The following is a 16,931-nucleotide window of genomic DNA, read 5'->3' as shown; positions in this document are numbered from 1 at the left end:
ATGTCCGGCTATTGCGACAGCGCCCCGGGACATCCGTTGCACGGGCCGTATCACGATGAGGAATACGGCTTCGTCCAACGCGACGAGGCGGTGTTGTTCGAGCGCTTGCTGCTGGAGATCAACCAGGCCGGCCTGAGCTGGGAAACGATGCTGCGCAAGCGCGAAGGTTTCTGCCTCGCCTACGACGGCTTCGATGTCGACACGATCGCGGCCTACGGGGAAGCGGAGCGGGCGCGCCTGCTCGCCGATGCCGGCATCATCCGGAATCGCCTGAAGATCGACGCCGCGATCCACAATGCGCGGGTGATCCAGCAGTTGCGTGGATCGCATGGGAGCTTTTCAGGGTGGCTCGACGCGCATGTGATGTGCGATAGCGCCCGGCGCGACAAACCGGGCTGGGTGAAGCTGTTCAAGCGGACGTTCCGCTTCACCGGCGGCGAGATCACAGGCGAGTTCCTGATGAGCCTGGGTTACCTGCGCGGTGCACATCGGGAGGATTGCCCGGTGTTTGAGCGCACGGTGGCAGCCGGGGCGCCCTGGTCGCTGCCAACCTGAGTCTTGGGCCCTTGTAGGAGCGGCTTCAGCCGCGATGGGTAGCCGGCGCGGGCGAACGATTTCAGATCGCGGCTAAAGCCGCTCCTACGAAGAGCGCGCGTTGGCAGACAACCTTGCGCTCTACACAGGGTTTGAACAGCTCGGGAGCCACGCTCGCGGCATGACCGTGCGGATCGGCATCTCCGGCTGGCGTTACGCGCCGTGGCGCGGCGTGTTCTATCCGCCGGGGCTGGTGCAACGGCGGGAACTGGAACACGCGTCGGGCTGCTTCCCGACCATCGAATTGAACGGCTCGTTCTATTCGCTGCAGTCGCCGGACAGTTACTCGGCCTGGCACGATGCCACCCCGTCCGACTTCATCTTCGCGGTGAAGGGGCCGCGCTATATCACCCACATCCGCCGGCTGCGCGAAGTGGCCAGGCCGATGGCCAACTTCCTCGCGTCAGGACTGCTGCGACTGGGTCCGAAGCTCGGGCCGCTGCTGTGGCAACTGCCGCCGAACTTCAAGTTCGATGCCGCGTTGCTGGGGGAATTCCTGGGTGCGCTGCCGCGCGACACCGAGACTGCACTATCGCTGGCGCGTCGCCGCGACGTGGCGCGGATGCGCGGCCGCAGTGCGCTGGCGATCGACCGCAACCGTAGGCTGAAGCATGCGATCGAAGTGCGTCATCCCAGCTTCTGCGACCCGCAGTTCATCCGCCTGCTGCGACGCCACCGCGTCGCACTGGTGGTCGCCGACACGGCCGGCAAGTGGCCGTACCTGGAGGATGTCACCGCGGACTTCATGTACCTGCGCCTGCATGGCGCCGCCGAGCTGTACGTCAGCGGCTATACGGATGACGCGCTGGCGCGGTGGGCAAAACGCATACGGCTCTGGAGCGAAGGCGGCGAGCCGGACGACGCGGTGCGGATCGACGGACGGGCATCAAAGCGGGCGTCGCGCGATGTGTATTGCTACTTCGATAACGACGTGAAGGTGCATGCACCGTTCGATGCGCAGGTGCTCATGGAAAAGCTCGGCCTACCGGTCCCCTGTCCGGCGCGCGAAGACGTGGTGCCAGTGTCCGGACATTTGTAGGGGCGCGCGATCAGCGGATCTCCGCGACCTCGACCCCGTCCATGCCCTGCGACAGGGTCTTGGCGTCGCCGCCCTGGGCGAGCTTGATCCGCAGGCGGACTTCGTTCTGCGAGTCGGCGTAACGCAGGGCGTCCTCGTAGCTGATCTCGCCAGCCTGGTACAGCTCGAACAGGGCCTGGTCGAAGGTCTTCATGCCCAACTGCACCGATTCCTTCATCACTTCCTTGAGCTTGTGCACCTCGCCGTCGCGGATGTAGTCCTGCACCAGCGGCGTGCCCAGCAGGATCTCCATCGCGACCCGGCGGCTCTTGCCATCCGGAGTCGGGATCAGCTGCTGCGCGACTACGCCCTTGAGGTTCAGCGACAGGTCCATCAGCAGCTGGTTGCGGCGATCCTCGGGGAAGAAGTTGATGATCCGGTCCATCGCCTGGTTGGCGTTGTTGGCGTGCAGCGTGCACAGCACCAAGTGGCCGGTTTCGGCGAACGCGATCGCGTGGTCCATGCCCTCGCGGGTACGCACCTCGCCGATCATGATCACGTCCGGCGCCTGGCGCAGGGTGTTCTTGAGCGCGTTCTCCCAGCTGTCGGTGTCGATGCCGACCTCGCGCTGGGTGATGATGCAGCCCTCGTGCTTGTGCACGAACTCGATCGGGTCCTCGATCGTGATGATGTGGCCGGTCGAATTCTGATTGCGGTAGCCGATCATCGCCGCCAGCGAGGTCGACTTACCGGTGCCGGTGGCGCCGACGAAGATGATGATGCCGCGCTTGGTCATCGCCAGGGTCTTGATCACCGGCGGCAGGCTCAGCTCCTCGATGCTCGGGATCTTGGTCTCGATCCGGCGCAGCACCATGCCGACCTGGTTGCGCTGGTAGAAGCACGACACGCGGAAGCGGCCGACGCCGGCGACACCGATCGCGAAGTTGCTCTCGTGGGTCTTTTCGAACTCCTCGCGCTGCATCGGGTTCATCACGTTGAGCACGAGGTCGCGACTCTGCTGCGGCGTCAGCGGGTTCTGGGTGATCGGCGACAGCTTGCCGTTGACCTTCATCGACGGCGGCATGCCGGCGGTGATGAACAGGTCGGACGCCTTCTGGTGCGCCATCAACTTGAGGAACGAGGTGAAGTCGATGCCGCTGCCGGCAGTGCTGCTGGTGGTGGTGCTCATAACGGTCTTCCCCTTGCCGCCGGACCCGATGTCCGCCGGCTGCTGTCAGGCTCAGTCGAACAGGCGCTTGTCCTTGGCGTACTCGCGCGCCTGCGGGCGCAGGATCAGGCCGCGCTTGACCAGGTCCTGCAAGTGCTGGTCCAGGGTCATCATTCCGGCCTGCTGACCGGTCTGGATCGACGAATACATCTGCGCGACCTTGTCCTCGCGGATCAGGTTTCGGATGGCCGGGGTGCCGACCATGATTTCCCAGGCCGCGGTGCGGCCGCCGCCGACCTTCTTCAGCAGCGCCTGCGAGATCACCGCGCGCAGCGATTCCGACAACATCGAGCGCACCATCGGCTTCTCGCCGGCAGGAAACACGTCGATGATGCGGTCGACGGTCTTGGCCGCCGACGAGGTGTGCAGGGTGCCGAACACCAGGTGGCCGGTTTCGGCCGCGGTCAGCGCCAGGCGGATGGTCTCGAGGTCGCGCAACTCGCCGACCAGGATGTAGTCGGGGTCCTCGCGCAGTGCCGAGCGCAGCGCCTCGTTGAAGCCGTGGGTGTCGCGGTGGACCTCGCGCTGGTTGATCAGGCACTTCTGCGAGGTGTGCACGAACTCGATCGGATCCTCGACCGAGAGGATGTGCGCGTACTCGTTCTTGTTGATGTGGTCGATCATCGCCGCCAGCGTGGTCGACTTGCCCGAACCGGTCGGCCCGGTGACCAGGATCAGGCCCTGCGGCTGGTCGATCAGCTCCTTGAAGATCCGCGGCGTGCCGAGGTCCTCAAGCGAGAGGATGTCCGACGGAATCGTGCGGAACACCGCGCCGGCACCACGGTTCTGGTTGAACGCGTTGACGCGGAAGCGCGCCAGCCCGGGGATCTCGAACGAGAAGTCGACCTCGAGGAATTCCTCGAAGTCGCGCCGCTGCTTGTCCGACATGATGTCGTAGACCAGCGCATGCACCGCCTTGTGGTCCAGCGCCGGGATGTTGATCCGGCGCACGTCGCCGTCGACCCGGATCATCGGCGGCATGCCGGCCGACAGGTGCAGGTCGGATGCCTTGTTCTTGACCGAGAACGCCAACAGTTCGGCGATATCCATGCGTGCTCCCCTGCACTGCAAATGATGTGTGGCTGGCAAGCCAGCCCCCCTGCGCGGCAGTATAGCCCCGGACCCGCATCGTCAATCCAGCCCGCCATCACAGGATCAATCGACGTGCAGACCCATGCCCTGAATGCCATCTCCCGAATGCTGGATAACGCGGCGCGCGACGCCGGCCGGCCGCCGCCGCGCCTGCTCGCGGTCAGCAAGACCCAGCCGGCCGCCGCGGTTGCGGCGCTGGCGGCGCTCGGCCAGTGCGCGTTCGGCGAGAACTACGTGCAGGAGGCCGCGGCCAAGCAGGCCGAGCTGGGGCGCGCCAGCCCTGTGTCGGCCGGGCAAGAGGCGCCGGCCGGCCTGGAATGGCACCTGATCGGCCACCTGCAGTCGAACAAGGCGCGCGAAGCGGCGGCACTGTTCGACTGGGTGCAGACCGTCGACCGGGCCAAGCTGGTCGCGGCGCTGGCCCGACACCGCGATCCTGCGCGCGGGCCGCTGAACGTGCTGGTCCAGGTCAACATCGACGACGAGGCCAGCAAGCACGGTTGCCGGCCGGACGAGGTCGAAGCGCTGGCGGCAGCGATCGCGGGCGAGCCGATGTTGCGTCTGCGCGGGCTGATGGTGATCCCGACCCCGCACGACGACCCGGAACTGGGGCGCCCCGCATTCCGCCGCAGCCGCGCACTGTTCGACGCGCTGCGCGAGCACCATCCTGGCGTGGACACCCTGTCGATGGGCATGAGCAGCGACGCCGCGATCGCGATCGCCGAGGGCGCGACGATGGTGCGCATCGGCACCGCCCTGTTCGGCTCCCGGCCGGCACCACCCGCCGCGCCCTCTTACACTGGGCGCTGATTCGTACCAAAGGCCCCACGCCATGACCAGCCCAGCCAACCCGACCGACTCCCCGGTCGTCGCCTTCATCGGCGGCGGCAACATGGCGCGCAGCCTGATCGGCGGGATGATCGCGCGCGGCGCCGATCCGGCGCGGGTGCGGGTCGCCGAGCCGGTGGCGGCCTTGCGCGAGGCGCTGAAGACCGATTTCGACGTGCCCTGCTTCGCCACCGCGGCCGAGGCCGTCGAAGGCGCGTCGGTGTGGCTGCTGGCGGTCAAGCCGCAGGTCATGCGCACGGTCTGCGGCGAGTTGACGCCGGTGGCCCAAACCAACCGGCCGGTCGCGATCTCGGTCGCCGCCGGCATCACCTCCAGCCAGTTGTCCAATTGGCTCGGCGGCGACGTCGCGGTGGTGCGGGCAATGCCGAACACCCCCGCCCTGCTCGGCGCCGGCATCACCGGCCTGTTCGCCAACGAGCGCACCGACGCCACCCAGCGCGAGCAGGCGGCGACATTGCTCGATGCGGTCGGGCCGACCGTGTGGATCAGCGACGAGGCCCAGATGGACGCGGTCACCGCGGTCTCCGGCAGCGGACCGGCCTACGTGTTCCTGCTGGCCGAGGCGATGCAGGACGCCGGCGTGAAGCAGGGCCTGCCAAGCGACACTGCCCGCCAGCTGGCCAGCCAGACCCTGCTCGGTGCGGCGAAGATGCTGACCGAGCTGGACGAGACCGCGGCGGAACTGCGCCGCAAGGTCACCTCGCCCGGCGGCACCACCCAGGCTGCGATCGAGACCTTCGAGGCCGGCGGCCTGCGCGAGCTGGTCGACCGCGCGATCACCGCCGCCACCGAACGCGGCCGCGAACTGTCAGCCGCGAACGATGACTGACTCGCCCGCCCCATCCGATCGCCGCACCTGCCGCACCCGAGGAGCTTCCATGCACATTGCCCCCCGCACGCTTGCCGGCGCCCTGCTGTTGACCCTGCTGTCGCTTGCCGGTTGCGACAGCGAACCCGCACCACGGGTCGCGACGCCAGTGACGGCGCCACAGGAAGCCATCCTGCAGGCCGGCGACACCACCATCCGCGCCAGCGTGGTCCAGACCTCGGCGCTCAACGAGGTGGTGGCCCGCCAATACGGGATCGAGCGCGACGACGAGATCGTGATGCTGCTGGTCGGCCTGCGCCAAGGACCGGCGGCCGCGGAAACCTCGGTGCCGGCGTCGGTCACCGCGTCCGTGACCGACCTGCGCGGGCAGAAGCAGGTGATCGAGATGCGCGAACTGCACAGCGGCGAGCTGGTCGACTACGTCGGCACGGTGTCGGTGTCACTGCCCGACACTCTGGCGTTCGAGTTGTCGATCGCGCGCGAGGGCAAGCCGACCTCGACGATGCAGTTCAGCCGCGAGTTTTTCCCGCAGTAGCGGTGCAACTCCGTTGCCTGACCGCGTACTTCCTTCGGCCGTGGAGCGACGTCAGTCGCGACCTGTACATCGCTCCGGACTCTGCGCGTTCGCGACTGACGTCGCTCCTGCAAAATTCTAGGGGGCTCCGGTGAGCGTCTGGCAGGATGGGCTGCGCTCGGCTTTGCTCGATGCCAGTTCTGCCGCGGTCTGCGCCAGTTGTTCGCGCCAGCGACCCTCAGTCGCACCAGCTTGGGCGATTTCCAGCGCGGCACGCGCTTCGGCCGTGCAGCCGAGCTCGCCGAGCACGCTTGCGTAGTTGTTGCCCAGCACCGGGTCGTTCGGCGCCAGCGCCAAGCCGCCGCGGTAATGCGCCGCGGCCTCGACATGCTCGCCATCGCCGTAGGCGTGGTTGCCCAGCGCGAGATGGGTGCGCGGATCGTCCGGCCAGCGCTCGATCGCCGCTCGGTACGCAGGCGCCGCCGCCTCGGCGCCCGCCACCGCTTCAAAGTCCGCCACCGCGGCAAGGTAATCCACCGCTTCGGCGTGCGCCGGCAACTCGCCGGGTCGCAAGGCCAGCAGGCCCCAACGCCCGGCCCAGTCCCATGTCCGCAGGAACTTCGGCGCCGCCACCTGCAGGCCGCGCTCGGTGCCGCTGTTGAGGATCACCTCGTTGCGTTCCGGGTCGGTGCCAACCAGCACCGCGTAATGCCAGCGCGGCGCGCTGCGGACCAGCAGGTTCTGCAATACCAGCACGGGCCGTCCGGCGTGCAACTCGGCGAGCAACGCGTCGGTGGTCGGTTCGACCACGTAGGGAATGCGCCCGGCACGACGCATCGCCGCCACCAGTTCCAGTTGTAGGCTGCCTTCGCGACCGGGCAGGTAAACCTGCGGCACCAGCGCTTCGGGACTGGTCGAAACGCCACTGTCGACCAGCACCGTCGCCAGTGCGGCGGGACCACACTGGTACTCGTCCTGCGGGTAGAACGGCACGTCGGCCAAGTGCACCGGTTTGGCCGGAGTGCCGACCGAAGCGTCGGCCGACCCACCCGGCGGCGCCAGTTGCCAGGGCGGGTTGATCGTCGCGCAGGCCGGCGACAACAGCAGCGCGGCGGCGAGCACGAGGCCCGCCGCCGCACGTGATGTCGAGCCGCGGGAAACGCCGACTGGCGGCATCAGACCCTGTTGAAAATGTTGATGACGCCGACCAGTTCGAGGATCAGCAACACCACGAACACGACGCCGATCACCGCCAGCGCGCCGCCGCCGGCCGGCAGTTGCTCGAGTTCGCCCTGCATGCGCAGCAGTTCGGCATCGCTGAGCGCGGCGATGCGGGTGTCGGCGTCGGCCGGATCGACGCCCAACTGCCGCATCGCCTGGCGCACGTCGTCGCGCGCGAGCGAGGCGCGGACATCGGCTTCGGTGCTGGCGCGCATCTCCGCCGACAGCGCCTGCTGAGTGCTGATGACGCTGGCGGCCGCCGGATTGACGACCATCGACAGCGCCAGCGAACCGGCCAGCAACGGGGTGGCTACGTACTTGCGGAACATGGGCGACTCCTGAATTGGATCCAAAGGTGTGGACGCGGAAGCCATGGATTCATGGACGCAGGAGATATGCCACAGATAGCGTGAAGGCAATCTTGCGCGCGTTCACGAAATCGCCGATCAACCGTGGCGAACGGCCCAGTCGCGCACGATCGCGGCGATCGCGCCGACACCATCGGTCAACGCCGCCGGACCGGGCTGCAGGATCATCGGCGACTTGATCTCGTGCAGCTCGCCATCGCGCACCGCCGGGACCGCATCCCAACCAGGCCGCGCGGCGACCTTCTCCGGGCGGAACTTCTTGCCGCACCACGAGCCCAGGATGATGTCGGGCACGCGCCGCACGACTTCCGACGGATCCTCGAGGATGCGCTGCTTGGCCAGCGATTCCGCCGCACGCTCGGGGAAGATGTCGTCGCCGCCGGCGATGCGAACGAGCTCGGCCACCCACTGGATGCCGCTGATCAACGGCTCGTCCCATTCCTCGAAATAGACCTTCGGACGACGCGGCAGCCGCGCCGCCGCGTCGGCGATGCCATCGAGCCCGCGTTGCAGGTCGTCGGCGTAGGCATTGGCCTTCTCCTCCGCGCCGACCAGCGCGCCGAGGCGGCGGATGTAGTCGATGATCCCGTCGACGCTGCGATGGTTGCTGATCCAGACCTCGACCCCGTGGCGGATCAGCTCGGCGGCGATGTCGGCCTGGATGTCGGAGAAGCCGACGACGAAGTCGGGCTCGAGCTTGAGGATCTCGCCGATCTTGGCGCTGGTGAACGCGCTGACTTTGGGTTTTTGCTTGCGCGCGATCGCCGGGCGCACGGTGAAGCCGCTGATGCCGACGATGCGGTCCTGTTCGCCGAGCGCGTACAGGGTCTCGGTCGGTTCCTCGGTCAGGCAGACGATGCGTTGCGGGCCTCTCACGGATACAGCATCCGCTTCGACCACTCGCCGACGAGGTCGCTCTCGTACAGCCAGCGCTCGTGCAGGCGGTACTGCGCGCCATACCAGAACTCGATCATCCGCGGCCGCACGCGCAGGCCGCTCCAGCGCGGCGGGCGCGGGACGTCGCGGCCATCGAACTCCTGCTCCAGTTGCGCCACGCGCTGCTCGAACTGCTCGCGCGACTCCAGCGTCTCCGACTGCTTCGACGCCCAGGCGCCGATCTGGCTGCCGCGCGGGCGGCTGGCGAAGTAGGCGTCGGCCTCGTCGTCGCCGACGATCTCGACCGGCCCTTCGACCCGCACCTGCACGCCGTCGCGGACCCGCGGCCAGTGGAACAGCAGCGCGGCGTGCGGGTTGGCCTGCAGCTCGCGGCCCTTGCGGCCATCGAGGTGGGTATAGAACACGAAGCCGCGCGCGTCATGCGCCTTCAGCAGCACGGTGCGCGCCGACGGCCGGGCGTCGAGGCCGGCGGTGGCGACGGTCATCGCGGTCGGGTCGGGCTCACCGGCTGCGCGCGCCTGTTCGAACAGTTCGGCGAAGGTGGCGTGGGCTTCGGACAGCAGGTCGGGATGGGCCATTGCGATATTCTGATCCGATGACAGCGAGGCCACAGATTACCGCGCCCGGCGCCGATCCCCGCTCGCCCGGCTACGCCCCGGCGTTCGTCGCCGACGTGCTCGACGACGCCCTCGCCCACGATTGCCGGGTGTACTCGATCACCGGCCTGCAGGGCACCGGCAAGTCGACGATCGCCGCGCAACTGGTGGCGCTGGCGCGCGAACGCGGGGTGCGCGCGATGGCATTGTCGATCGACGATTTCTACCTCGACCACGATGCGCGCGTCCGCCTCGGCCATGAGGTCCATCCGTTGTTGGCCACCCGCGGTCCGCCGGGCTCGCACGATGTCGCGTTGGCCTGCGAGGTGGTCGACGCGCTGCGCGAGGGCCGTGGCACCCGACTGCCGCGATTCGACAAGATCGCCGACCGGCGCCTGCCGCGCGCGGAATGGCCGGTGGTCGACGGCGCCGAGCTGGTGCTGTTCGAGGGCTGGTTCCAGAAGGTGCCGGCGCAGTCGCCTGAGGCGCTGGCGGACCCGGTCAATGCGCTGGAGCGCGACGAGGACCCGGACGGCATCTGGCGTGCCTACTGCAACGACTCGCTCGCCCGCGATTACGCGCCGCTGTGGTCGCGACTGGACCGGCTGCTATTCCTGCAGGGCCCGGGCGTCGACCAGGTCCCCGAATGGCGCTGGCAGCAGGAATGCACGCTGCAGGCCGCCCACCCGGACCGCGCGGCGATGACCCGGCCGCAGGTGCTGCGGTTCGTGCAGTTCTTCGAACGGGTCAGCCGCCATGGCTGGCCACTGTTGCCGGAGATCGCCGACCGGACCGTGCGACTGGATGCCAGCCGCCGGCCCATCGACTGAGACAGCTCCGGGGCTACTGGACGATAAACGTGACCTTCATGTCGGCCCGCCACTCGGTGATGTTGCCGTCGGCGTCGGTGACGACCTTGATTTCCTTGACCCAAGCGCCCTGGATGTTCTTCACCGATGACGCCGCCTTCTTCAGGCCGACCTGCACCGCGTCTTCGAGGCTCTTCTTGGACGAGGCGTTGAGTTCGATGATCTTTGCAACCGTCATGACTCTCTCCTTGTTGGGTCCGGCGCGCCTCATGCGGCCGGCAGCCAACCCTAGGCGGGCGGATGTTAAAAAGTTGCAAGCGGGTGCGGTCCCTGCGGCGATGGCGACCTACAATCGGCCGATGAATCCCGCCGCGAACCTGATCCTGGTCGGCCCGATGGGCGCCGGCAAGAGTTGCATCGGCCGCCGCCTCGCCGAGCATTACGATTTGCGCCTGGTCGACGCCGACCGCGAGATCGAGCAGCGCACCGGCGCCAGCGTCGCCACCATCTTCGAGTGCGAGGGCGAAGCCGGCTTCCGCACCCGCGAGCGCGCGGCGCTGGGCGAGCTGCTGGCCGCCGACGGCCTGCTGCTGGCCACCGGCGGCGGCGCCGTGCTCGATGCCGAAAACCGCCGCCTGCTGCGCGCGCGTGGCTTCGTCGTCCACCTGCAGGTCAGCCCGGCGCAGCAACTGGCGCGACTGGCGCGCGACACCACCCGGCCGTTGCTGCAGCGCGATGACCGCGAGGTGGTGCTTGACGAAATGGCCGCGTCACGCGCGCCGCTGTACGCCGAGGTCGCCGACCTGCAGTTCGACACCGACGGCCTGGTCGCCGCCGATGCCGCGGCACGCCTGATCGCCCGGCTCGACCGCCACTGGCAGCGTGGGGTGGCAGCTTGAGTGCGCCGCGTACCGTCGAGGTCGGCGGCGCCGCGCCGTACACCATCGCCATCGCCCCCGGACTGCTGGACGACGGACACTGCCTTGCCGCCGGCATCCGCGGCAAGCATGTGCTGCTGGCCAGCGACGCCAACGTCGCGCCGTTGTATGCCGACGGGGTCGAGGCCGCGTTGCGCCGCGCCCGTCCGGGATTGGCGATTGGCCGTTTCGTGATCCCGCCCGGCGAGCACGAGAAAACCCTGGTCCGGTTCGGCGAGGCGATGGGCGCGTTGGCCGCCCTCGGCGCCACCCGCGATGCGACGGTGATCGCCCTCGGCGGTGGCGTGGTCGGCGACCTGGCCGGTTTCGCCGCGGCGTGCTGGATGCGCGGCATCGACGTGGTGCAGCTGCCAACCACGCTGCTGGCGATGGTCGACTCCTCGGTCGGCGGCAAGACCGCGGTCGACCTGCCGGCCGGCAAGAACCTGGTCGGCGCGTTCCACCCGCCCCGCGCCGTCGTCGCCGACACCCGCGCGCTGCGCACCCTGCCCAAGCGCGAACTGCGGGCAGGGCTGGCGGAGGTGGTCAAGTACGGCGCGATCTTCGACGCCGGCTTCCTCGACTGGTTGGATGCGAACGCCGACGCGCTGCTCGCCCGCGACGACGCCGCGCTGGCCGAAGCGATCGCGCGTTCGTGCGAGTTCAAGGCCGACGTGGTTGCGCGCGACCCGCGCGAACACGGCGACCGCGCGCTGCTCAACTTCGGGCACACCTTTGGCCATGCGATCGAGACCGAGCAGGGCTATGCAGGCACGAGCGGCGACGGCCTCAACCACGGCGAGGCTGTGGCGGTCGGAATGGTGCTGGCGGCGCGGCTGTCGACGGCGCTCGGACTGGCGCCGATGGCCGACGCCGTGCACCTGCAGGCGCTGCTGCAACGTTTCGGCCTGCCGACCGGGATGCCGGCTGGGTTGGCGCCAGAGCGATTGCTGGCGCGGATGCGACTGGACAAGAAAGCCGACGCCGGCGGCATCCGCTTCGTGCTGTGGGACGGCGCGGGTCGCGCGCGACTGGTGACAGGGGTTGGTGACGCCGAGGTCCTGGCCACGCTCGCCGACACCCGCTCTTCGTAGGAGCGGCTTTGGCCGCGATCTGGAGTCGTCCGCCCGCGCCGGCTTCAGATCGCGGCTAAAGCCGCTCCTACAACAGCCCGCGGTTTCGCGGAATGGATTGGCCGTCCGCCAACCGCGCCCGGCCAAGCCTTACAATCCGCGCCATGCGATTGCTCCTGCAACAACGTCCCGACGGCACCGAGGCCCCGCGCTTCGTGCAACTGATGCTGCAGGGCGACCTGCTCGGCGGCTGGACCCTGGTGCGCGAGTCCGGCCAGATCGGCGGCCGCAGCCAGCTGCGGCGCGAGCAATTCCCCGACCACGACAGCGCGCTGGCGGCGCTGGAGGCCGCGCGCGATGCCCAGCTCAAGCGCGGCTTCCAGTTGATGTTCAGCCAAGGCATCGACGCGCCGCGCTGACCATTCGCCAGGCCGCCTGCCGCGCGCCGATTTACCGACCCATCGAAGGAATCCCGTCTTGTCCAGCCAGCCCCGTAACGACCGTTTCCTGCGCGCGCTGCGTCGCGAATCCGTCGACTGCACCCCGGTCTGGCTAATGCGGCAGGCCGGCCGCTACCTGCCGGAGTACCGCGCCAGCCGCAAGGCCGCCGGCAGCTTCCTGGCGATGGCGAAGAATCCGGAGCTGGCCTGCGAGGTCACCCTGCAGCCGCTGCGCCGCTTTCCGCTGGACGCGGCGATCCTGTTCTCCGACATCCTGACCATCCCCGACGCGATGGGCCTGGGGCTGTACTTCGTCGAAGGCGAAGGCCCGAAGTTCGAGCGACCGGTGCGCAACGCCGCCGACATCGCCAGGCTCGGCGTCCCCGACATGGGCAGCGAGCTGCGCTACGTGATGGATGCGGTGTCGACCATTCGCCGCGAGCTCGACGGCAGCGTGCCGCTGATCGGCTTTTCCGGCAGCCCGTGGACGCTGGCCTGCTACATGGTCGAGGGCGGCGGCAGCAAGGATTTCGCTCGGGTGAAGTCGCTGGCCTTGAACGACCCGGCGGCGATGCACAAGCTGCTGGAGGTCACCACCGACGCGGTGATCGCCTACCTCTCTGCCCAGCGCGCGGCCGGCGCGCAGGTGCTGCAGGTGTTCGATACCTGGGGCGGGGTGCTGTCGCCATCGATGTACCGCGAGTTCTCGCTGCGCTACCTGACCCGCATCGCCCGCGAGCTTGAGCGCGGCGAAGGTGAAGCGCGTACCCCGCTGATCCTGTTCGGCAAGGGCAACGGCGCCTACGTCGGCGAGCTGGCCGACAGCGGCACCGACGCGCTCGGCGTCGATTGGACGATCGATCTCGGCGACGCCGCGCGACGCACCGGCGGCAAGGTGGCGCTGCAGGGCAACCTCGATCCGGTGACGCTGTATGCGTCCCCGGAAGCGATCCGCGCCGAGGTCGGCCGCGCGCTCGACAGCTATCGCGACGGCAACGGCGGCTCGCGCGAGGGCCACGTGTTCAACCTCGGCCACGGCATGTCGCCGGACATGGATCCGGAACACGTGGCGGTGCTGGTGGATGCGGTGCACGCGCTCAGCGCGCGCTAAGACCGGACTCGTCGCAAACCTGACTCCGCGCCATCGCGGCCGCAGCCGCGCCGCTCACGCATCACCCACGCGGACTGAACAAGCACGCGCCTAGATTCTGGTGTCCGATGCATTGGGCCTGAAACCCCGCGCATGAAGATCGCGCAGATCTCGCCGTTGTACGAAGCGGTGCCGCCACGGCTCTATGGCGGTACCGAACGGGTGGTGGCGCACCTCGCCGACGCGCTGGTCGCAGCCGGCCATGAGGTGACCCTGTTCGCGACCGCCGAGGCACGGACGGCGGCGTTGCTGGTGCCGGTGCGCGACCGCGCGATCCGGCTGGATCCGGCGCCGCTGAAGTCCGACCTCGCGGCCCACCTGTCGATGCTGCACGAGGTGCGCCGCCGCGCCGACCAGTTCGACGTGCTGCACTTCCACGTCGACCTGCTGCACTACCCGTTCTTCGAGGACATCGCCGGACGCACCCTGACCACCCTGCACGGGCGGCTGGACGTCAGGGACCTGGACGGCGCCTATCGGCGCTGGCGGCAGTTCCCGCTGGCGTCGATCTCCGACCACCAGCGCATCCCGTTGCGCCACGCCCATTGGCTGGGCACGGTGCACCACGGCCTGTCGCCGTGGCTGTACCCGTTCTCGCCGCGGCCGCGCAGCCGCGATGACGGTGGCTACCTCGCGTTCCTCGGGCGGATTTCGCCGGAGAAACGCCTGGACCGGGCGATCGCCGTGGCGCGGCGCGTCGGCTGGCCGCTCAAGGTCGCCGCCAAGGTCGATGCGGTCGATCACGAGTACTTCCGCGCGGTCATCGAGCCGCTGCTGAACGACCCGCTGGTCGAATACATCGGCGAGATCGGCGACGCCGACAAGGGCCGCTTCCTCGGCGGCGCGACCGCGCTGCTGTTCCCGATAGACTGGCCCGAGCCGTTCGGGCTGGTGATGATCGAGGCGATGGCGTGTGGCACACCGGTGATCGGCTGGAACCGAGGTTCGGTACCGGAGGTACTGGACGACGGCGTCAGCGGACGCATCGTCGACGACATCGAAACCGCCGCTGCGGCGGTGACGCAGGTGGCGACGCTGGACCGCCGCGGCATCCGCGACATCTTCGAACGACGCTTCTCCGCCGCGGTGATGGCCGACGGCTATCTGCGCCTGTACCGGCGCCTGGCGGGCGAGTCCGCCGCCGAGGTCGAGACCCGGGCCTGCCTCCCATGAGCCATGATCCCGCCGCCAGTGCCGCGCTGTTCACCCACCACGTGCTCAAGGATGGCGACAGCTTCCTGGTGGCCAACAGTTTCGGCGACATCGAGGGCGGCAGCCAGGGCCTGTATCGCAACGACACGCGGCTGCTGTCGCGCTTCCGCCTGCGGATCGGCACCACCGCGCCGGCGCTGCTGAGCGCGATGGTCACGCGCGACAATGTGTTCTTCGTCGCCCACCTGACCAATCGCGCGCTGCCCCCGCTCGGCGATGTCGCTCCGGTCGAGGGCTTGGTGCATGTCGAGCGCCGACGCCTGCTTTGTGGCGAGCGGGTGTTCGAATGGATCGGCATCCGCAATTACGGCAGCGACGAGCTGGTGCTGCCGCTGCGGTTCGAACTGGACGCGGATTTCCGCGACATGTTCGAGGTCCGCGGCAACGTGCGGCCGGCGCGCGGCGAGCAACTGCCGACCCGGACCGGCACCCACGGCGTGGAATTCGGCTATCGCGGCCTCGACGACGTGGTGCGGCGATCGATGGTGTCGTTCTCGCGGGAGCTTGCCCCACTCGACCCGGAGGGCTGCATCTTCGAGCTGCCTAGCGTGCTGCCGCCGGGCGGGAGCGACGAGATCTACATCGAGATCGGTTCCGATCCGGCGCCGACGCCGACCCGCCGTCGCTTCCGTGATGCCGCGGCCCTCGCACGCCGCAGCATGCGTCGCCACCAGCGGCGCGGGGCCGGCCTGCGCAGCGGCGCGTCGCTGTTCCAGCAGTGGCTGCAGCGCTCGCGCGCGGACCTGGCGTTGCTGACCAGCGACCTGGCCACCGGGCCGTATCCGTACGCCGGCATCCCGTGGTTCTCCACCCCGTTCGGGCGCGATGCGGTGATCACCTCGCTGCAAACGCTGTGGCTCAATCCGGGCCTCGCGCGCGGCGTGCTGACGTTCCTCGCTGCGCACCAGGCGCACGAGCAATCGGCATTCCTCGATTCGGCGCCGGGCAAGATCATGCACGAGACCCGCAAGGGCGAGATGAGCGCGACGTGCGAGTTGCCGTTCGGGCTGTACTACGGCGGCGTCGATACCACGCCGCTGTTCGTGCTGCTGGCGGGCGCCTACGCGCAGCGCACCGGCGACCTGGCATTCATCGACCGTCTGTGGGGCGCGTTGCAGTCGGCCACCGGCTGGATCGAACGCGTTTGCGATGCCAACCCGTACGGCTTCGTCGACTACCAGCGCGGCGAGGACAGCGGCCTGGCCAACCAGGGCTGGAAGGACAGCGAGGACTCGGTGTTCCACGCCGACGGCCGCTTCCCGCCCGGACCGATCGCACTGGTGGAAGTGCAGGGATACGCGTTCGGTGCGCTGCAGGCGATGGCCGACCTGGCTACGCGACGCGGCGAACACGAGGCGGCCGCGAAATGGCGCGATCGCGCCGACAAGTTGCGGGCCGCGGTCGAGGACATGTTCTGGATGCCCGACATCGGGTTCTATGGCATCGCCGTCGACGGCGAAGGCCGCCTGTGCCGCGTGCGCTCGAGCAATCCCGGCCACCTGCTGTATGTCGGCCTGCCGCGGCCGGAGCGCGCGCGGCAGGTCGCCTCGCAACTGTTGACCCCGTCCTTCGACACCGGCTGGGGCTTGCGCACGCTGGCCGAGGGCGAGCCGCGCTACAACCCGATGTCGTACCACAACGGATCGGTGTGGCCGCACGACAGCGCCTTGTGCGCGGCTGGCATCGCGCGCGCCGGCGCCCGCGCCGACGCGGCGCGGCTGTTGCGCGACGCGTTCGAGGCCGCGGTGCATTTCGACATGCGGGTGCCGGAACTGTTCTGCGGGTTCTCGCACCTGCGCAGTGCCGCGCCGGTGGCCTACCCGGTCGCGTGCCTGCCGCAGGCCTGGGCCGCCGGATCGGCGTTCATGCTGCTGCAGGCCTGCCTCGGCGTGACCATCGACGGCTGGAACGGCGACATCCATGTCGACCAGCCGCGGCTGCCGGCCGGCGTCGAGGAGGTGCGGTTGCAGGGACTGGCGGTCGGCGATTCGATGGTCGATCTGGTGTTCAAACGCTTCGGCGAGCAGGTCGGCGTGTTCCGCGAAGGCAGCGGCGCGACCGCGGTGCCACTGCAGCTGCGCCGGTGATTCCTGTAGGAGCGACGTAAGTCGCGACCTGTACATG

The 16,931-nt window shown here is 68.9% G+C and carries 19 protein-coding genes; 12 read left to right on the top strand and 7 right to left on the bottom strand.

The features are described from left to right. Positions 1 to 555, top strand: coding sequence for a DNA-3-methyladenine glycosylase I (locus tag SNE34_RS13825; RefSeq protein WP_332618186.1), 555 nt, complete (start codon positions 1 to 3; stop codon positions 553 to 555). A gap of 160 nt (positions 556 to 715) precedes the next feature. Further along, positions 716 to 1,633 (top strand): DUF72 domain-containing protein, encoded by a 918-nt coding sequence (locus SNE34_RS13820; RefSeq protein WP_332618185.1) that lies wholly within the window; start codon positions 716 to 718, stop codon positions 1,631 to 1,633. 10 nt (positions 1,634 to 1,643) lie between these two features. On the opposite strand, the gene SNE34_RS13815 is transcribed toward SNE34_RS13820, so the two are convergent. After that, positions 1,644 to 2,801: a PilT/PilU family type 4a pilus ATPase gene (locus SNE34_RS13815; RefSeq protein ID WP_332618184.1), complete on the bottom strand. Its 1,158-nt coding sequence runs from the start codon at positions 2,799 to 2,801 to the stop codon at positions 1,644 to 1,646. A gap of 51 nt (positions 2,802 to 2,852) precedes the next feature. Continuing rightward, the gene (locus SNE34_RS13810) at positions 2,853 to 3,890 is read right to left on the bottom strand and encodes a type IV pilus twitching motility protein PilT (RefSeq protein WP_332618183.1); all 1,038 of its coding nucleotides are present in this window, start codon (positions 3,888 to 3,890) and stop codon (positions 2,853 to 2,855) included. Positions 3,891 to 4,037: 147 nt separating this feature from the next. Here SNE34_RS13810 and SNE34_RS13805 point away from each other — a divergent pair, with 147 nt between their 5' ends. Genes SNE34_RS13805 through SNE34_RS13795 form a run of 3 tightly spaced genes read left to right on the top strand, consistent with a single transcriptional unit; the run spans position 4,038 to position 6,145 of the window. Then, positions 4,038 to 4,742 carry a YggS family pyridoxal phosphate-dependent enzyme gene (locus SNE34_RS13805; protein WP_425604550.1) on the top strand — a complete coding sequence of 235 codons (705 nt, stop codon included), beginning with the start codon at positions 4,038 to 4,040 and terminating at the stop codon, positions 4,740 to 4,742. 22 nt (positions 4,743 to 4,764) lie between these two features. Further along, positions 4,765 to 5,610 (top strand): pyrroline-5-carboxylate reductase, encoded by an 846-nt coding sequence (gene proC, locus SNE34_RS13800; RefSeq protein ID WP_332618182.1) that lies wholly within the window; start codon positions 4,765 to 4,767, stop codon positions 5,608 to 5,610. Positions 5,611 to 5,659: 49 nt separating this feature from the next. Next, entirely contained in the window at positions 5,660 to 6,145 is a 486-nt protein-coding gene (locus tag SNE34_RS13795) for a DUF4426 domain-containing protein (RefSeq protein WP_332618181.1), read from the top strand. A 117-nt stretch (positions 6,146 to 6,262) separates the two neighbouring features. On the opposite strand, the gene SNE34_RS13790 is transcribed toward SNE34_RS13795, so the two are convergent. The 4 genes from SNE34_RS13790 to pdxH form a co-directional block, all read right to left on the bottom strand. Then, positions 6,263 to 7,300: a PA2778 family cysteine peptidase gene (locus SNE34_RS13790; protein ID WP_332618180.1), complete on the bottom strand. Its 1,038-nt coding sequence runs from the start codon at positions 7,298 to 7,300 to the stop codon at positions 6,263 to 6,265. Continuing rightward, entirely contained in the window at positions 7,300 to 7,674 is a 375-nt protein-coding gene (locus SNE34_RS13785) for a PA2779 family protein (protein WP_332618179.1), read from the bottom strand. The genes SNE34_RS13790 and SNE34_RS13785 overlap by 1 nt, the downstream gene beginning before the upstream one ends. A gap of 117 nt (positions 7,675 to 7,791) precedes the next feature. After that, positions 7,792 to 8,589, bottom strand: a complete 798-nt coding sequence (locus tag SNE34_RS13780; protein WP_332618178.1) for an ABC transporter substrate-binding protein — start codon at positions 8,587 to 8,589, stop codon at positions 7,792 to 7,794. Beyond that, entirely contained in the window at positions 8,586 to 9,188 is a 603-nt protein-coding gene (pdxH, locus tag SNE34_RS13775) for a pyridoxamine 5'-phosphate oxidase (protein WP_332618177.1), read from the bottom strand. The genes SNE34_RS13780 and pdxH overlap by 4 nt, the downstream gene beginning before the upstream one ends. 17 nt (positions 9,189 to 9,205) lie before the next feature. On the opposite strand from pdxH, the gene SNE34_RS13770 reads away from it, so the two are divergent. Further along, positions 9,206 to 10,036 (top strand): kinase, encoded by an 831-nt coding sequence (locus SNE34_RS13770; protein ID WP_332618176.1) that lies wholly within the window; start codon positions 9,206 to 9,208, stop codon positions 10,034 to 10,036. A gap of 13 nt (positions 10,037 to 10,049) precedes the next feature. Here SNE34_RS13770 and SNE34_RS13765 read toward each other — a convergent pair whose 3' ends face one another. Beyond that, on the bottom strand, positions 10,050 to 10,253 hold the full coding sequence (locus tag SNE34_RS13765) for a dodecin family protein (protein WP_332618175.1): 204 nt from the start codon (positions 10,251 to 10,253) through the stop codon (positions 10,050 to 10,052). A gap of 121 nt (positions 10,254 to 10,374) precedes the next feature. On the opposite strand from SNE34_RS13765, the gene SNE34_RS13760 reads away from it, so the two are divergent. From SNE34_RS13760 to SNE34_RS13735, 6 genes are all read left to right on the top strand, one after another. Beyond that, the gene (locus SNE34_RS13760) at positions 10,375 to 10,914 is read left to right on the top strand and encodes a shikimate kinase (RefSeq protein WP_332618174.1); all 540 of its coding nucleotides are present in this window, start codon (positions 10,375 to 10,377) and stop codon (positions 10,912 to 10,914) included. Further along, entirely contained in the window at positions 10,911 to 12,026 is a 1,116-nt protein-coding gene (gene aroB, locus SNE34_RS13755) for a 3-dehydroquinate synthase (RefSeq protein ID WP_332618173.1), read from the top strand. Before SNE34_RS13760 ends, aroB begins: the two co-directional genes overlap by 4 nt. A gap of 143 nt (positions 12,027 to 12,169) precedes the next feature. Continuing rightward, a complete protein-coding gene (locus SNE34_RS13750; RefSeq protein WP_332618172.1) occupies positions 12,170 to 12,424 on the top strand; it encodes a WGR domain-containing protein in 255 nt (84 codons plus the stop codon). Positions 12,425 to 12,482: 58 nt separating this feature from the next. Beyond that, positions 12,483 to 13,556, top strand: a complete 1,074-nt coding sequence (gene hemE / locus SNE34_RS13745) for a uroporphyrinogen decarboxylase (RefSeq protein WP_332618171.1) — start codon at positions 12,483 to 12,485, stop codon at positions 13,554 to 13,556. Positions 13,557 to 13,688: 132 nt separating this feature from the next. Then, positions 13,689 to 14,768 (top strand): glycosyltransferase family 4 protein, encoded by a 1,080-nt coding sequence (locus tag SNE34_RS13740; protein ID WP_332618170.1) that lies wholly within the window; start codon positions 13,689 to 13,691, stop codon positions 14,766 to 14,768. Next, positions 14,765 to 16,894 carry an amylo-alpha-1,6-glucosidase gene (locus SNE34_RS13735; protein WP_332618169.1) on the top strand — a complete coding sequence of 710 codons (2,130 nt, stop codon included), beginning with the start codon at positions 14,765 to 14,767 and terminating at the stop codon, positions 16,892 to 16,894. Before SNE34_RS13740 ends, SNE34_RS13735 begins: the two co-directional genes overlap by 4 nt. Positions 16,895 to 16,931 lie beyond the last annotated feature (37 nt).

Source organism: Novilysobacter erysipheiresistens, assembly GCF_036663935.1.
GTDB lineage: Bacteria > Pseudomonadota > Gammaproteobacteria > Xanthomonadales > Xanthomonadaceae > Novilysobacter > Novilysobacter erysipheiresistens.
Note: the sequence above shows the minus strand (reverse complement) of the source record. Positions and strands in the feature narration are given on the sequence as shown.

What these genes read in the sequence shown, in the direction of transcription:
- proC (WP_332618182.1), top strand. Translation starts at nt 4,765, where the DNA reads ATGACCAGCCCAGCCAACCCGACCGACTCCCCGGTCGTCGCCTTCATC.
- SNE34_RS13740 (WP_332618170.1), top strand. Translation starts at nt 13,689, where the DNA reads ATGAAGATCGCGCAGATCTCGCCGTTGTACGAAGCGGTGCCGCCACGG.
- SNE34_RS13760 (WP_332618174.1), top strand. Translation starts at nt 10,375, where the DNA reads ATGAATCCCGCCGCGAACCTGATCCTGGTCGGCCCGATGGGCGCCGGC.
- SNE34_RS13770 (WP_332618176.1), top strand. Translation starts at nt 9,206, where the DNA reads ATGACAGCGAGGCCACAGATTACCGCGCCCGGCGCCGATCCCCGCTCG.
- SNE34_RS13790 (WP_332618180.1), bottom strand. Translation starts at nt 7,300, where the DNA reads ATGCCGCCAGTCGGCGTTTCCCGCGGCTCGACATCACGTGCGGCGGCG.
- SNE34_RS13815 (WP_332618184.1), bottom strand. Translation starts at nt 2,801, where the DNA reads ATGAGCACCACCACCAGCAGCACTGCCGGCAGCGGCATCGACTTCACC.
- SNE34_RS13795 (WP_332618181.1), top strand. Translation starts at nt 5,660, where the DNA reads ATGCACATTGCCCCCCGCACGCTTGCCGGCGCCCTGCTGTTGACCCTG.
- SNE34_RS13765 (WP_332618175.1), bottom strand. Translation starts at nt 10,253, where the DNA reads ATGACGGTTGCAAAGATCATCGAACTCAACGCCTCGTCCAAGAAGAGC.
- SNE34_RS13750 (WP_332618172.1), top strand. Translation starts at nt 12,170, where the DNA reads ATGCGATTGCTCCTGCAACAACGTCCCGACGGCACCGAGGCCCCGCGC.
- SNE34_RS13820 (WP_332618185.1), top strand. Translation starts at nt 716, where the DNA reads ATGACCGTGCGGATCGGCATCTCCGGCTGGCGTTACGCGCCGTGGCGC.
- SNE34_RS13785 (WP_332618179.1), bottom strand. Translation starts at nt 7,674, where the DNA reads ATGTTCCGCAAGTACGTAGCCACCCCGTTGCTGGCCGGTTCGCTGGCG.
- SNE34_RS13805 (WP_425604550.1), top strand. Translation starts at nt 4,038, where the DNA reads ATGCTGGATAACGCGGCGCGCGACGCCGGCCGGCCGCCGCCGCGCCTG.
- SNE34_RS13825 (WP_332618186.1), top strand. Translation starts at nt 1, where the DNA reads ATGTCCGGCTATTGCGACAGCGCCCCGGGACATCCGTTGCACGGGCCG.
- SNE34_RS13810 (WP_332618183.1), bottom strand. Translation starts at nt 3,890, where the DNA reads ATGGATATCGCCGAACTGTTGGCGTTCTCGGTCAAGAACAAGGCATCC.
- SNE34_RS13735 (WP_332618169.1), top strand. Translation starts at nt 14,765, where the DNA reads ATGAGCCATGATCCCGCCGCCAGTGCCGCGCTGTTCACCCACCACGTG.
- pdxH (WP_332618177.1), bottom strand. Translation starts at nt 9,188, where the DNA reads ATGGCCCATCCCGACCTGCTGTCCGAAGCCCACGCCACCTTCGCCGAA.